This window comes from Shewanella sp. SR44-4, from assembly GCF_014163715.1.
GTDB lineage: Bacteria > Pseudomonadota > Gammaproteobacteria > Enterobacterales > Shewanellaceae > Shewanella.
In genome coordinates this window covers 62309-78128 of record NZ_JACJDU010000013.1, presented here as the reverse complement: position 1 = coordinate 78128, position 15820 = coordinate 62309, and the positions used below count along the sequence as shown (strand labels likewise).

The window sequence follows — 15820 nt, the reverse complement described above, 5'->3', positions numbered from 1 at the left end:
AATCCTTCACGACCCACCACTTTCTCTGTTATTCCCTCACTATTATTTCTAAATCATCACAGAATACCAGACTTATCATTGGCTAAAATAGCTCAGTATATTTTCAGATGTTTAAATCTCGATAGTTTGTTTTAACTTCAATAATAACTAGGTTTTGCAAAATCAAGATGGATCGTCAGCTCAGTTACTCTGTGTGAAATCAACTGCTGCCGTTGACTTTTGAGTCATGTTTACAATGTTTGAACCTTTCATCACCCACTATTTTACTCCTTTAGTTATGTCCTCTAATAATCCCTTTTATCAACGTTATATCTTATTATTACGTTACAAGATTTGAGTAGCGTTCGATGATTATATTCCAGCGAGCCTAAGATGCTATACGAAACCAATCCAGGTCGTAATTGGTCGATGTATTTTGTTATCAGCTTATTTAGCGTTTAATTTCTTATAAATCTTTAGTGTCCAAACTCATCAAGATCTACATTGTATTAAACAACATCTTGTTTTCGAAGTAGTCTATTTATTAGTTTTTGCTTGTCTACTTTTGTCTCATAGACCTATTGCTAATGTTACATGACTGTTAATTGGCTCATATTGCTCAAGATTAGAACAATATCAATAGGGAGATAATAATGAAAAAGCAAAAACTCAGTCTTTATGTTGCAGGCGCGTTATTGGCGATGAGTGGGGGAGCTCAGGCTGCTACAGATATGACTTTTGGTGGTTACATTAAAGCCGATGTGATGTTTAGTGATTATGGCAATGGGGCGCCAGATTCAGGTTCGTTATCTCGTCAGTTTTATGTGCCAGGCACTATTTATGGTACGACGGGTAATGGTAAGCAAGTAGTCGACTTTCAAGCTCGTGAATCACGTTTTAATTTTAAGACGGTTACTGATGTTGAAGGGCATACACTGACTGGTTTTATTGAACTGGATTTTATGACGCATACAGATGGTAATGAACGAGTTTCTAATAGTTACTCTCCACGTATTCGCCATGCATTTGTAAGTTATGACAATTGGACTGTAGGGCAAACGTGGACTACTTTCCAAAACCCTGGTGCTTTACCGGAAAACCTAGACTTTGTCGGTGCGGCTGATGGAACACCGTTTGTGAGACAATCACAACTACGTTATACCAGTGGCAATTGGCAGTTCTCAATTGAGAATCCTGAAACAACTGTGACGCCATTGAGCGGCGGTGGTCGAATTACTAGTGGCAGTGGCGTTGTTCCTGATTTTGTTGGTCGCTATAACTTTAGTGCTGCCAGTGGTTCTGCATTTTCAGTGGCGGCGATTGTAAGGCAATTAGATCTAGAGCAAGTTGTTGGTACCACAACGTATGACACATCAGAACTAGGTTATGGTGTCAGTTTCGCGGGTGTTATTCCTGTCGGTAAAGATGACTTCAAATTTACTGCAACTTACGGGGAAGGGTTAGGTCGTTATATGGCGCTAAATTATGCCAACGCTGGCGTGCTTGATACCAATGGGGAAATTCAAGCGATTAAATCATTTGGTGGTTTTGTGTCATATCGTCACTGGTGGTCGGAGCAATGGCGTTCTAGTGTGACGTTCTCAGGTTTTAGCGCAGATAATGATGTGGCGCTTACCGGTGGTGCAGTTAATAAAGAGGCTTACTCTGGTTACGTTAACTTATTGTTTTCACCTTCAAAGCCACTAACATTTGGGGTTGAGTTTATGCATGCCTTAAATGAACGTGAAGACGGTTCTGATGGCGACTTAAATCGGATTATGTTTTCGGCGAAATATGCTCTTTAATATTTGAGCAGATAACAAAAAGGCAACCAGATCGGTTGCCTTTTTAGTTTAAATTTAAGAAGCTTACTTAATTGAGTAAGTTGTTTTGACGAACATAAGCTTCAAATTCGGTGCAACCACCAATAGGTTGTTCATCAACAAAGATTTGTGGAACAGTTTCTACCGTTTTACCCACACTTTTTGATAAATCCGCTTTAGTGATGCCTTCGGCATGAATATCAATATATTTGAATTTAAAATCTTCACTTTGCGCCGCTAACTTTTCTGATAATTCAACAGCTCGAACACAATATGGGCAACCTGGGCGGCCAAAAATAACTACAAACATGGTGACTCCTGTTTAATGATATGGCCAATTTATACCATAAGTACTTTTCAAATCATAATTCAACGCAATTAATTTTGTTTTAACTCATATCGATTTTATATTTGCCTTGATAGTCAAAAAATGAATCAACTAAATCCCAACGATGTTTGTTTTTTTTCAGTAATAATAAATCGGGTTTTCTGAATCGAGTTTGATCCGCCAATACATCAGTGACTTTTTTATATTGAGGATGGGGAATGCCTGGCGTGCGGGTATGACTGAGAACATATACCGCATAAAAAGCTTTTCGTTGTGCTGGTGTCGCGAAGTTAAACGTTTGCTTAAAATCATTACCTTCAATGTCAATGTATTGAATAAGCAACTTATTGTCTTGATCGTGCAACAACATTTGCTCACATTTAAATAAATGATGATGCTGAGCATTAAGTACTTGTTTTAGGCGTTTATCGGGATCAATTAAGGTCGATTGGCAGCTATGACAAATGCGAGCCGCGATATCATTCTCCGCTCCACAGTCTGGGCATGATTTTGATCGAAATCTAAAATCACACTGTTGTTGCTCATTGATTAATCCTTGGCAGCGTCTGCCATAATGTTCAACAATATCACCATCGCCATCCACTAGACCCCAAAAAGTATTAGCAAATTGACACACAGGACAATGCACTTGTACTGGCACTGATTTGCTATTGGGTTTGGCTTGACCGACTTCTGGGTAAAATAAGTCGTAACCATTAGCGGCATAATCAATGACTAAACAATCTGTTTTATTGGGAGCTAAACGTAACCCTCGGCCAATCATTTGTTGGAATAGGCTCACCGATGCAGTGGGGCGCAAAATTGCGATAAGGTCGACATGAGGTGCATCGAAGCCTGTGGTTAATACGGCAACGTTAACAATGTATTTGAGGCTCTGGGCTTTAAAGCGATGGATGATGTCATCACGTTCGTTATGTGGCGTTTGAGCGGTAATTAAGGCGGCATCGTTGTCTAACAGAGTCATGATTTCATTGGCATGTCTGACCGTAGCTGCAAAAATTAAAATACCTTTTCGGCATTCGGCAAGTTGTTTTACTTGCTTGATAATTGCAGTGGTTGCTCGTCCCTGATGATGCAATAAAGAATCGATTTCCATTTGTGGGTATTCACCACTGTCATGCGCCACCAGTTCACTAAAATCATATTGCGCACTCAACCCGTCAAAAATGGTCGGTTTGGTTAGGTAACCTTTCTTGATTAATGGTCGCATTGGGAGTTCAAAAATGCATTTTTCGAATACAGGTTTATCAGTATTACCTACTTTCCCATGATAATGGTGCCGATAAATCCAGCCTAAACCTAAACGATAAGGCGTGGCGGTTAGCCCAAGCAGTTTAATGTCAGGATTACGCGCTTTAAGGTGCGTGAGCAGTTGTTGATATTGACTGGTAGACTCATTACTGACTCGATGACATTCATCAATGATCACTAATGAAAATGCTTGAGTGAATTTTTCTAGGGCGCGAGCGGCCGATTGAACACTGGCTACCACGGTTTTGCCATTAGCCTTTTTTTGATTTAATCCTGCTGAATAGATATTGGCCTCTTGGGTGAGCAAACCCACTTTTTCAGCATTTTGAGCGACTAATTCCTTTACATGGGTTAGCACCAGCACATTACCATTAGCAATACGTGCCAGTTCGGCAATGACAATACTTTTTCCCGCACCGGTAGGTAACACTAACACCGCTGATTGTTGGCTGTGCTTGAAATGAGCGATAGCCGCATCAACTGATTGCTGTTGATAGTCGCGTAAGGTGATATTTCCGGGTTGAGTAGATGAATGTTTCACGTTATCGAGTAGTGTTATTTTGGTTTATACAAAGCTTAACATAGCCAATGATTGATAGACCATGATGTTTTAAATGCGTTAAATAAATCAATTGGTCATGGTTAAAGATGATAAATACACTGGGATGGTACTTTTTGCGTGTTAAGCGCTGTTTTTTTATATCAGTTGGTGTAGATTCATCTATTGAAATAAGATGATATTGATACTAATAAAAATGAAATTTATCACCATCAGGAAGAACACATTATGAAATTTTTATCGTTAGCCGCTCTGTTAATGGTTAGCCACCTCGCCGTTGCCGAAGAAGGTCTTGTCATTGGTTTATCTATTGAAGAAACGGTTAAGCATTCAGATGATGCTACTGCATCGGCTTCAAAAATTGTGATGGGATTAAATGAATCTGTGTCACTTAGTGTCGAAGGAGACTATGGCGTGACCATAGTGTCGACAGCAAATAGTGATAATAAGGTTAATTTGTTGATAAGTTTACGTGATGAATCTAATGATGGTGCGGATCTATTAGGTGACAAAGCCATAACGATTAAAGTGGGCCAATCAACGAGCTATAAAATGACTCTAAATGATCATTCATATAATGTCACCATTGATACTGCTTATGGCCCACAGCCTAAGGTTTCAGATAAATAAAAACGTCAATGAATCTTAATTTTTAGATAAAAAAAGCCCCTCAATCGAGGGGCGAAAAGAGAAATTGGTCAGGATTTCTCAGGGTGGATAGAACATCATAAGTTGATTTTATTACTCTGTTTTGTTTAAGCGAGACTCAATCAAGGTATCAATCACCGCAGGATCTGCCAGAGTAGAAGAATCACCTAAGTTAGTGACTTCATTAGCCGCAATTTTACGTAAGAATCGACGCATAATTTTGCCTGAACGCGTTTTAGGTAAACCACTTGCCCATTGGATAAGATCCGGGGTTGCAAGTGCACCAATTTCTTTACGAACCCATTGACGAAGTTCTTGACGTAACTCTTCTGTTGGCTCAATGCCACGAGTTAGGGTGACGTATGCATAAATGCCTTGGCCTTTAATGTCATGGGGGTAACCCACAACGGCCGCTTCAGCAACAAGCTCATGCGACACTAAAGCGCTTTCCACTTCAGCAGTACCTAAGCGATGTCCCGAAACGTTGATGACATCATCGACACGGCCTGTAATCCAATAATAGCCATCTTCATCACGACGCGCGCCATCACCGGTAAAATACATGCCGCGGAATGTTTTAAAATACGTCAGCGCAAATCTATCATGGTCACCGTACACTGTTCGCATTTGGCCTGGCCACGAGTCAAGGATAACTAGGTTACCTTCACCAGTGCCTTCAACAATATCACCCATGTTATCAACCAGTGCTGGCTGTACCCCAAAAAATGGTCGAGTCGCTGAGCCAGGTTTGGTATCAGTTGCGCCAGGTAATGGACTAATCAGAATGCCACCAGTTTCAGTTTGCCACCAAGTATCGACGATAGGGCAGTTCTCATGACCAATCACTTCATGGTACCAACGCCAAGCTTCAGGGTTTATCGGTTCACCCACAGAACCCATAATGCGCAATGAATCGCCTTTATAGCTACTAAAAGGTTCTTTACCTTCAGCCATTAATGCGCGAATTAAGGTTGGCGCGGTATACAGGATATTGACCTTATGTCGATCAATCATTTCACCTAATCGAGCTGGAGTAGGGTGATTAGGTACGCCTTCATGAATTAATACCGTGGCGGCATTAGCAAAAGGTCCATATACCATATACGAATGGCCAGTAATCCAGCCTACGTCGGCTGTACACCAATATACTTCGTCTGCTTTATAGTCAAACACGTATTCGTGTGTCATCGAGGCATATACCATATAACCGCCGGTAGTATGCAGCACACCTTTAGGGTTACCTGTAGAGCCTGAGGTATAAAGCAAAAATAATGGATCTTCGGCGTTCATCTCTGCTGGTTGGCAAAATTCTGAGGCAACTTCCATGAGTGAATGCCACCAAACATCTCGGCCTTCAACCCAATCTACATCTCCACCAGTGCGCTTAAATACAATGACTTTTTCGACGCACGTAACATCAGGATTTGATATTGCTTCATCGATACTGCGTTTTAGAGGAATTTTACGGCCACCACGAACACCTTCGTCGGCGGTAATTAAGACTTTTGATTTTCCATCAATTACCCTTGCCGCTATCGAGTCTGGTGAGAAGCCACCAAATACCACTGAATGAACAGCACCAATGCGAGCACAAGCGAGCATCGCGACTGCAGCTTCAGGCACCATAGGCATGTAGATAGTGACGATATCGCCCTTATTAACCCCTTGGCTACGTAGCGCATTGGCAAACTTACACACTTGCGTATGCAGTTCTGCGTAAGTTAATTTGCGTTGTTCGTTGGCGTCATCGCCTTCCCAAATAATAGCAAGCTTATCGCCGTGTTCTTCAAGGTGACGATCTAAACAATTGGCCGAGGCATTGAGCGTGCCATCATAAAACCAATTAATCGAAAGATTATGATCATCAAAAGACGTTTTCTTAATTTTGGTATAAGGTTTAATCCAATCAATACGTTTGCCGTGTTCTCTCCAGAAACCTTCTGGATTAATAATGGACTCCTGGTACATTTTCTTATATTGATCGTTATTAACCAGTGCGTTTTCTGCAATGTCACTAGGAACTTTGTAAAGAGACTGCGGGGTCATGGGGCTTCCCTTTCTAAAAATGGCGTGGTTAAAGTATCATCTGCAACGGGCTGTTTGCACTATTAGACCTTGGTCTAGTTTTAAAATATCCTTAATATTTAGTCTGTTGCACGTGTTAACATGGTAATGATTGCTGCAGATTTGGTCGATTATTTATATCGATTCTCTTATGTAGGTTGTTTTCTGCTCAATACATGATGTTTTAGATGAAAATAAAACAGATTTTTAATAATAATAAAGTGATAGCGGACGTTTCATGAACTTAACCTTAATCGTGGCCGTGATTGCGGTGTGTTATGTGTCATTGCTGTTTATTTTGGCATGGGGTGCCGAGCGATGGTTTAGTAAAATAAATCAAAAAGCTCAAGTATGGATTTATGGGCTCAGCTTAGCGGTGTATTGCTCATCATGGAGTTTTTTAGGCACAGTAGGTCAGTCAGCCAATGATTTATGGTCATTTCTACCTATTTTTGTCGGCCCAATATTAGTGTTTACCCTTGGGTTTGGCATGCTACGAAAAATGGTTGTAGTGTCTAAAGCACAAAACATTACTTCAGTTGCCGACTTTATTGCTGCTCGTTATGGCAAGTCACAGTTATTAGCGGCTTTAGTCACGCTTATTGCATTGTTTGGCATCATGCCTTATATCGCACTACAGCTTAAAGCAATGGTGTTTAGCCTTAACTTATTTCAACCTGATGATACCCCCTTAAGCCCAGTGGCGGTGCCATTATTGATCACCATGTTACTGGCCATTTTTGCCATTTTATTTGGTACGCGTAAATTAGATGCGACTGAACATAATCCTGGAATGATGGTCGCGATTGCGTTTGAGTCATTGGTTAAACTTGCGGCATTTATCTCAGTCGGCGTGGTAATTAGTTTTGGTGTTTTTGATGGCTTTGGCGATATTTGGCAGCAGGCATCAGATAAAGCATTAATCGAAAATAGTCACATTCGTTTAGAGTCGTTTCTCCCTGAACTATTTGTTGGAATGGCCGCTTTTTTATGTATGCCAAGGCAGTTCCATGTGATGGTGGTCGAGTGTGGCGGCGAGCATATTTTAAAAAAATCACGTTGGATATTTCCGATTTATTTAGCCTTGTTTGGCTTGTTTGTCGCGCCATTAGCATTAGCCGGTAAAATTATTTTGGGTGATTCGGTATCTGCTGATACCTATGTGATTAATTTGCCTTTGGCACTAGACCAACCAATATTAGCGGTTGTTGCCTTGTTAGGTAGTTTATCTGCAGCAACGGGGATGGTGATTGTTGCTGTGGTGACTATCAGTGTGATGGTCAGTAATGAGTGGCTGGTGCCATTTTTGCTGCGAACGGGGCAAATAAGGGAAAAGAACTTCAGCCAATTTTCTCAATTATTGTTAAATGTACGCCGTTTATCGATTGTGGTTATTTTAGGCTTCGGCTATTTGAGTTACTTACTGTTTACCGACAGTGATTCACTTTCACATTTGGGGATGATGTCCTTTGGTGCATTTTCTCAACTAGCCCCCGCACTAGTCGGCGGATTATATTGGAAGCACGGCAATCGAGCTGGTGTCTATCTAGGCCTTGCTGTCGGTTTTAGCCTGTGGTGTTTTATTTTACTTCAAGGTGCCGGTGAAGCCCGTTTGATTGGTAGTGAGTCAGGCTTACTCAATTCGATAACCCCAAATGTTAGTGATACTTTGATTGCTTTGTTAGCGAATATATTTTGCTATGTACTAGGATCTATTTGGTTTAGAGCTGGCGTTGCTGAGCGCATTCAAGCGAGTAATTTTGTTAAACCTTGGTCATCAAAAAAAGATTCAAAAAAACGTCAAGGGCCTATTTCGCAACAAGATTTGTTAATTTTGGCTAGCCGATTTGTGAGTCCTACGCGTGCTTATGAGAGTTTTAGTCGTTTTTCAGCCGATGCAGTAAAAAGTGACAGTTGGTACAAAGCTGCCCCAGAAGAATTAATTGCCCACACCGAACATATGTTGTCGGGGGTTTTAGGTGCATCAAGTGCATCATTAGTGATGGACTCAGTCCTGCAAGGCCGCGATTTGGCGCTGGATGAAGTATTCAGTCTCGTTGATGAAGCATCCTCTAAAATTATTTTAAGCCAAGATATGTTACGTGGCGCAATTGAACATGCTTATGAAGGCATGAGTGTGGTCGATAAAGATCTTAATTTAGTTGCCTGGAATTATCGCTATGTCGAGCTATACCAGTACCCTGAAAGCTTTTTAGTCCAAGGTATGCCTATTGCTGATGTGGTGCGATTTAATGCATTGCGCGGCTTTTGTGGTACTGGAGACATTGAAAACCAGGTTGCTGTGCGAGTTCAACATATGCGTAATGGAACACCGCACACATCTGAACGTGAACGCCAAGATGGTAAAGTCATTAAAATTCAAGGAAACCCAATGCCTGATGGCGGTTTTGTAATGACATTTACTGACATTACCCAATATCGCTTACAAGAGAAGGCGTTACTGGAAGCCAATGAAACATTAGAAAGTCGGGTACAAGAACGAACCTATGAATTGGCAATGTTAAACAGTGAATTACTTGAAGCTAAAGCACAGGAAGAAATGGCACACGCGTCTAAAACTCGCTTTTTAGCCGCAGTGGGCCACGACTTAATGCAGCCACTAAATGCCGCGAGATTATTTACAGCATCGTTATCACAATATCCTAATCTGGATCTTGAAGCCCGCACCACCTTAACTCATGTGAATAGTTCGTTGAAAATAGCGGGAGAGTTATTGACCGATTTGCTCGATATTTCTAAGCTCGACTCTGGCATGGTGGACGTTAACCGCCGTGATTTTGCTATTGCTGAAGTGATTAATGGTTTATCGGTTGAATTTGATGCAATGGCAAGTGACAGCCAAATTTCTTTTTCGATGGTGCCCTCTACCGCGACGGTGAACTCCGACCCTTCATTGTTGCGGCGTATTTTACAAAACTTTTTAACCAACGCTTATCGTTATGCTCGAGGTGGTAAAGTGTTATTTGGTTGCCGACATCGAGGTGACTTTATCGAGATTCAAGTACTCGATACGGGTTGTGGGATTAATGAGTTTGATATACAAGAAATTTTTAAAGAGTTTAAACGTCTTAATCATCCCAGTAGTCGTAATGTCAGTGGTTTGGGGCTGGGGCTAGCGATTGCCGATCGGATTAGCAAAGTACTTGATCATCAAATTCATGTAAGTTCAACCTTAGGCCATGGTTCTCTATTCTCTATATTCGTGCCATTAGGTGAAACGGTCAGCCAAATAAGCATTAAGCCTTTACCAACATTATTACAGCCTTTAGCTGGCATTAAAGTATTGTGTATTGATAATGAAGATGCCATTCTCGCGGGGCTAGAGTCGTTATTAAGTCGTTGGCAATGCGAGGTTATTTGTGCCAAAGATCTTGCTGATGCTCGAATTAAGTTAGGGCTTAAAGGGGTTGCCCCTGACATCATGTTAGCTGATTTTCATTTAGATGATGATCAAAATGGTATTGATGCGATGAATGGTATTCGCAGTCGTTATGGTGAACATTTACCTGGAATATTAATTACTGCCAATACCAATAAAGAGTTGGTTGATGATGTCGAAAGACGCGGCTATCACTATATGGCTAAGATGGTTAAACCTGCCGCATTACGCGCGTTAATTTCTAGTCTGGTCAAAAAGTAAGTGAGTTATTTAGCGTTGAGGACAACTAATGATCACAGCCTATGGCGATAGCATGTCAGGTAATTGTTATAAAGTGCAGCTGGTGCTGAATATGCTAGGTGTTGAGCATCTATGGCAAGAAATAAGTATCACGAAAGGTGAAACGCAGACACCAGAGTTTTTAGCTAAAAATCCAGCAGGAAAAATACCATCAATTGAACTCAATGATGGCAGAGTGTTGTCTGAATCTAATGCCATTATGGGTTATCTTGCAGAAGGCTCTGAGTTGATCCCAACTGATGTCTTTAGTAAAGCGAAAATGTACCAGTGGATGTTTTTTGAACAATATAGTCATGAGCCATATATTGCCGTTGCACGCTTTATTCAGTTGTATTTAGGGTTGCCTGATGATCGTTTAGTTGAATATCACTCACTGCACGTTAAAGGCCATAAAGCGCTGGCGGTTATGGAGGCTGAACTTGCTAAGCAATCCTTTCTGTGTGGTTCGCAGCTTACCTTAGCGGACATTGCTTTGTTTGCGTACACTCATGTAGCTCATCAAGGTGGCTTTGAATTGAATCACTATCCATATATTCGCCAATGGCTTGAAAGAGTGACTCAACAACCTGGCTTTATTTCCATGTTGGGGTAGGAATGTACACGTATGTCATTGAGCATTCTAGAAGAATGCTCAATGACCATTTTTTACAGTTTGTTAGCTGCTAAGTATCTTGGTATTGCCGGTTCAAATGCACTGGTTAACCCAACATAAGCAGGTCCAAAAGCTTGTAATCCGCGTTCAGTCATAAATTCTTTTGGCGCAGGTAATATCACCACAGCAACATTCATACCCACAGTGTGATTAGGGTTAGTAATGGCTTTTTGGTTGTCCATGTCGAGAATACAAATCAAGTCTGGAATGGTGACATCAACTTGACCATTCAACCTGCCAACAAGGTTTTCATTCTTAATTTCGATATGATATTGATTATCTACATACTCACCCGTGCCATTAATCAACACTTCGCCTAAAGTAAACCCTTGCTGAGCACGGAAATTAAACTCGCTAACCTTACCTCTAAATCCAACATAACCGCCGCCATGACTGGCAATGGCCTGGGCAATATCAATACCTTGTTCTTTAGCTTCTCGATAGGCTTTACCTATAGCAAGTGATTGTGAAATGGTACCTTTAATGACTGCGTCTTTTACCTGTTCAATCGGCATTGCATGGTCTATGGCTGCTATATCATTACGACTGATAACCGATAACGCTCTCACCACGGTTTCAGCGCGTAAGTCATCGATGATGTTTTCACAAATAAAACATTCACCAAATTCATTAGCCGTGACAATCGGTGCAGCAGGGATATTATTGAAGTAATAAGTTGAATGAGTAATTTCAGGTACAGCACGGCCTGCGACATCAGCATCAATAATGTAGCCATCAGCCATCGCAGCCACATAGAATGAAATAGCAGTATTTGAGCCACCTAGTTCACAGCAAATAGTGCCGTAAAATGTATCCCCAGTATATTGCTCAAGGCGCTTAAAGGCGGTCATCATTGAAGATTGATTGCTTTTAGGTAATCTGGCATAAACAGCTTCCTCTTCAGCCGACATTGGTGATAATGCCCCTAGCATGTAAGGTGTGCAGATTTTTTTGCCTGCAGGCACATCGTCGACACTGACTAATTTAAATGTTTTACCTGCTGCGAGTGCACTATCGATATACTTAAATCCTTCATCAATCTCACCGCCGCCCCCAGTGCCTAAAATGACACAGCCATGTAAAATATCTGCAAGTTCAGTTCGGTTTAATCGTTTCATATTGTTCTCTTGTGGCTGACTCGCCCGATTGGATGAATGCGGGCAGATAAAAAAGGCATCGAATGAATGGTTGTGCCGATTATTGGCTTATGGACGCATTAGATCTCATTGCCCATTTATGAGCTAGGAAATACACCGGCACCGTGACTAACATGGCATCGCACACTTCGATGCTCGTTAAGGTAAACCAACCTTGATTAGCCATCAAAGAGGCACTGATACCACACCCCCAAGCAATAATAGCGGGAATGTTGAATGCATTAACCTGTGGGAGCTCACTGATGTTGTAGCGTCTCTGACGACGTATAATGAAAAAATCGACAGTGTAAATAGACGCAACAGGACTGAAAATAATCGACAAGCTAAAAATAAAATGGGTAAAGCTGTCGAGCAAATTGAGTGAGGCCATAAACGCGCCTAATATTCCGCAACCAATAATGATTTTCCATTCATGCCAAGTTGGCTTTATGGCATTAAACCCCAGTGCGGCACTGTATAAATTAACCACATTAGTGACCCAACTCGATGCTATCAATAGTAGAAAAGCGCTAACGCCTAAACCTAGCGTCAGCATGACCGCTAATACATCTGAGTTTTTGACCGCAAGGCCGGCCATAGCGGCGGCAATATAGACAAAATTACTGATCCCTAAAAAGGGCAGGAAGGAAGCGATGGCGGCATCTTTTGGCTTGGCGGCAAAGCGGCTAAAGTCTGGCATCAATACCACACTCACAATAAAGCTACCAACCACGGCAGATACTGCTTCACCAAAAGTGAAGCTACTGGCAGTAAATTCTGCGGCAACGTCAGAAGGATCAGTAACAAATCCAATACTTTTGTACAGCATATAAGCCACTAACATAAACAGGATAGGAACAAATAAGCTCGATACTCGCTCAATAATTTTAAAGCCCCAGATGGTGGTAATGGTAATAAAGAAGCTTGATACCACATCAATGACCCAAATCGACGGGGAAGTTTGAAATAGCTGTAATAATAGCTGCTCAGTGACATCGCTAAATAAATTGATATTGACGCCATACCAGCCTAGTAGTGATATCACAAATGCAAGACTGACAATATTTGCACCTTGTAAACCGAATACAAATTTCATCGTCATACAGGAGCTGAGTCGGTTTTTCATTCCGACGATACCTGTGATGGTGCCGAGTATGGACAATATGAGTCCGCCCAGTAAAAAGGCATAAATACTTTGCTCTAGTCCTAATGCTGAACCAATTTCTAAGCCGGTAATTAACCCCGGTACTGCAAAAGCCAGTCCGCCATTGACCATGCCAATGCTCCAGCCATTGTGGGTCTTGCTCTCTGGAACCGGTGTTGTAGCATAATCTTCGAGTAAACCATGAAGAGATGTGTGATCTGGCATGCTTGTCCCTAATAAATTAAGGCTCCAATGTTGGAGCCATACAACACAATGAGCGAATGGTTAGAAGTTGTAAATCGCTTCAATACCAAAGCTACGCGGTTTATTAGGTTGACGTGCAAGATCGGTTACACCATCACCAAATAAAAATAAGTCTTCAATAGTGCGCTCATCTGTCGCGTTATTGACATAAACTTGTACTGTCCAGTCTTGAGATTTAACCCCTAAACCAAGGTTCAAGGTCGTTGATGCTGACGAGCGTATATCAGGAATATCGATAGAGAATGACTGCGGACCCACAACTTGAATATCGGCACGGGACATCAAGGTCCAATTACCATTCAATTCATAACTATGATTGACTGAAAGGCCATAATTATAGTCAGACACGAAGAATTGAGGTTTACCTTCTAAACTAGGTTGACGAGCAAATTCTTTGATTTCAGAATCGATGATACCCACACTAAAACGGACATCTAAATCTTCCATCAGTGCTAAATCTGCTTCTAACTCAAGCCCTTTAGTCACCACGTTATCAATCGAGAGGTTTTCTAGGGTGAAAGTATCAACATTAAATTGAGTGATTTGCGCATCAGTTTGATCAATCCAAAACGCGGCGCCATTTAAGGTTAGGTGATTGTCAAACAAAGATGTTTTAAACCCTGCTTCATAGCTGTCTGATACTTCTTTTTTAAAGTTTCGATCGATGCCTTCAGCTGGCTCATTAAACCCACCACTTCTAAAGCCTTTTGAATAACCGGCAAACATCAGTAAATCTTCGGTCATTTGATAAGCAAGCGTCGCTTTAGGCTGCCATTGACTGAAGGTTTGCTCTGCAAATGTGGCGTCAGGAGCATTTGGGTCATAAGATTCGCGTTTGTCTTTATCGAAACGTAATGCGGTAGTCAGTTCAAGTTTATCGGTGACGTCGTAGTTTGTTTGTCCTGCTAATGCCCAAGCGTTGCTAGTATTTTTATCAGCGATAACAAAATAGATGCTGTCGTTGGTAAAATCTGATCGAGATTCTGGGGTGTCGCCGGCGAAATCATCAAAAAAGTTAATGGTATTATCACGTTTTTTATCTTGATAAAAGGCCGATACTGCCCATCGAAGCGCTTGGTCACTGCGAGAGGTAAAACGCGATTCTAGCGTGAAGGATTCAACATCAAACAAACCTTCAGTAGCAAATGGAGCTCGGAAAAACCCATCTTCATCAATAAAAGTTGCATCAGCAGAGTAGTCACCATCGTAAAAATGCTCGTTAGTTGAATTGCTGTAGGCCGTAATAAAATCAAAGGTACCGAGGTCGTAATCTTGGCTCAACTTAGCGCTTAATTCGTAAACATCACGTTGGTCGTTGTTATATATATTGTTTGAGGTAGGTAGATTAAAGTCTTCGATAGTGTCTTCTGACACATTTTGATAATAAGCAAATCCAGCGTCACTGGTGGTGTAACGTCCACGAAGGTTTAAACTGGTTTCTTCAAATAAATCAAATTCAAGTTGTGCAAACACAGATTTTTCGGATAAATAATCTGCTTGGTCATTTAAAAAAACGTTATCGATTAAACCATCGGTATTTTTGGTGTAACCGCCAACCCGAAAAAATGCGTTGTCTGACTCGTTAAGCGAACCTGATACAACGCCACTAAGTTTATAAGTATTGCCATTACCAATAGAGCCTTTTACCGAACCTTCAATATCTTCAGTAGGCTTTTTGGTGGTAACAATGACCGCGCCGCCAACAGCACCTTTGCCGTACAGGGCGCCTTGGGCACCGCGCATGACTTCAATACGTTCAATGTCGACCAAATCTTGGTTGATGAATTCTAAATCTGGTGCGGTGACACCATCGACCACAAACGCGAGTGGGGCATCGCCAACTTGTGGAGTGATAAGTCCGCGGATAGTAATGCGCGCTAAACCTGGGCGAAAGTTATCCAGTTGGCTTAGGTTTGGGGTCATGTCGGCAACATCGCGAAAACTGGTGATGCGCTGGTTTTCAATCATATCGGCACTAAACGCGGTGACTGAGTCTGGAACGTTTTGTAACGTCTCAGTACGGCCTCGAGCCGTAATTGAAATACGTTCAACACCAGTAGTATCGATGGTGTTACTTTCTGGATCTTGGGCTTCTTCAGCCATTAAGGGAGAGCACAAGGCCATTGAAATTGCTGCTGCCACAAAAGATTTTTTTGTAAGAACTGTAGTGGTACTTTTTCTCATGACCGTTCCCTCTTTGGGGTTATATTAGTTATTGTGAATCGTAATCAGATTGTTAAAAATAATGACT

At 41.5% G+C, this 15820-nt stretch carries 10 protein-coding genes and 1 tRNA gene (1 of these 11 only partly in view); 5 read left to right on the top strand and 6 right to left on the bottom strand.

All coding sequences use genetic code 11. The features are described from left to right. A tRNA-Lys gene (locus tag H5125_RS22060) sits at positions 1-19 on the top strand; it begins 157 nt to the left of the window's first position. Positions 20-632: 613 nt separating this feature from the next. After that, the gene (locus tag H5125_RS08630) at positions 633-1784 is read left to right on the top strand and encodes a DcaP family trimeric outer membrane transporter (protein ID WP_101086787.1); all 1152 of its coding nucleotides are present in this window, start codon (positions 633-635) and stop codon (positions 1782-1784) included. Between the two features lie 67 nt (positions 1785-1851). Here H5125_RS08630 and H5125_RS08625 read toward each other — a convergent pair whose 3' ends face one another. Together H5125_RS08625 and H5125_RS08620 are read right to left on the bottom strand one after the other, a co-directional pair. Further along, on the bottom strand, positions 1852-2112 hold the full coding sequence (locus tag H5125_RS08625) for a GrxA family glutaredoxin (RefSeq protein WP_011636939.1): 261 nt from the start codon (positions 2110-2112) through the stop codon (positions 1852-1854). Between the two features lie 79 nt (positions 2113-2191). Further along, a complete protein-coding gene (locus tag H5125_RS08620) occupies positions 2192-3943 on the bottom strand; it encodes a DEAD/DEAH box helicase family protein (protein ID WP_182744028.1) in 1752 nt (583 codons plus the stop codon). A gap of 246 nt (positions 3944-4189) precedes the next feature. Between H5125_RS08620 and H5125_RS08615 the strand changes: the two genes are divergently transcribed. Beyond that, complete coding sequence (locus H5125_RS08615) at positions 4190-4591, top strand: hypothetical protein (RefSeq protein ID WP_101086789.1); 402 nt, start codon at positions 4190-4192, stop codon at positions 4589-4591. Between the two features lie 111 nt (positions 4592-4702). On the opposite strand, the gene acs is transcribed toward H5125_RS08615, so the two are convergent. Further along, entirely contained in the window at positions 4703-6655 is a 1953-nt protein-coding gene (gene acs / locus H5125_RS08610) for an acetate--CoA ligase (RefSeq protein ID WP_162023397.1), read from the bottom strand. A 256-nt stretch (positions 6656-6911) separates the two neighbouring features. Here acs and H5125_RS08605 point away from each other — a divergent pair, with 256 nt between their 5' ends. Next, positions 6912-10334: a NahK/ErcS family hybrid sensor histidine kinase/response regulator gene (locus H5125_RS08605; protein WP_182744027.1), complete on the top strand. Its 3423-nt coding sequence runs from the start codon at positions 6912-6914 to the stop codon at positions 10332-10334. Between the two features lie 28 nt (positions 10335-10362). Beyond that, positions 10363-10965, top strand: coding sequence for a glutathione S-transferase family protein (locus tag H5125_RS08600; protein ID WP_220487284.1), 603 nt, complete (start codon positions 10363-10365; stop codon positions 10963-10965). A gap of 53 nt (positions 10966-11018) precedes the next feature. On the opposite strand, the gene H5125_RS08595 is transcribed toward H5125_RS08600, so the two are convergent. The 3 genes from H5125_RS08595 to H5125_RS08585 all read right to left on the bottom strand — a co-directional run bounded on the left by H5125_RS08595 (position 11019) and on the right by H5125_RS08585 (position 15753). Then, positions 11019-12143 (bottom strand): DUF917 domain-containing protein, encoded by a 1125-nt coding sequence (locus tag H5125_RS08595; protein WP_182744026.1) that lies wholly within the window; start codon positions 12141-12143, stop codon positions 11019-11021. Between the two features lie 79 nt (positions 12144-12222). Further along, the gene (locus tag H5125_RS08590; RefSeq protein WP_182744025.1) at positions 12223-13530 is read right to left on the bottom strand and encodes a cytosine permease; all 1308 of its coding nucleotides are present in this window, start codon (positions 13528-13530) and stop codon (positions 12223-12225) included. 60 nt (positions 13531-13590) lie between these two features. Further along, positions 13591-15753, bottom strand: coding sequence for a TonB-dependent receptor (locus tag H5125_RS08585; RefSeq protein ID WP_259395422.1), 2163 nt, complete (start codon positions 15751-15753; stop codon positions 13591-13593). Positions 15754-15820: the final 67 nt, after the last annotated feature.

Excerpts from the sequence above, each read along its gene's own strand:
- H5125_RS08630 (WP_101086787.1), top strand. The coding sequence starts at position 633 with ATGAAAAAGCAAAAACTCAGTCTTTATGTTGCAGGCGCGTTATTGGCG.
- H5125_RS08625 (WP_011636939.1), bottom strand. The coding sequence starts at position 2,112 with ATGTTTGTAGTTATTTTTGGCCGCCCAGGTTGCCCATATTGTGTTCGA.
- H5125_RS08615 (WP_101086789.1), top strand. The coding sequence starts at position 4,190 with ATGAAATTTTTATCGTTAGCCGCTCTGTTAATGGTTAGCCACCTCGCC.
- acs (WP_162023397.1), bottom strand. The coding sequence starts at position 6,655 with ATGACCCCGCAGTCTCTTTACAAAGTTCCTAGTGACATTGCAGAAAAC.
- H5125_RS08605 (WP_182744027.1), top strand. The coding sequence starts at position 6,912 with ATGAACTTAACCTTAATCGTGGCCGTGATTGCGGTGTGTTATGTGTCA.
- H5125_RS08600 (WP_220487284.1), top strand. The coding sequence starts at position 10,363 with ATGATCACAGCCTATGGCGATAGCATGTCAGGTAATTGTTATAAAGTG.
- H5125_RS08595 (WP_182744026.1), bottom strand. The coding sequence starts at position 12,143 with ATGAAACGATTAAACCGAACTGAACTTGCAGATATTTTACATGGCTGT.
- H5125_RS08590 (WP_182744025.1), bottom strand. The coding sequence starts at position 13,530 with ATGCCAGATCACACATCTCTTCATGGTTTACTCGAAGATTATGCTACA.
- H5125_RS08585 (WP_259395422.1), bottom strand. The coding sequence starts at position 15,753 with ATGAGAAAAAGTACCACTACAGTTCTTACAAAAAAATCTTTTGTGGCA.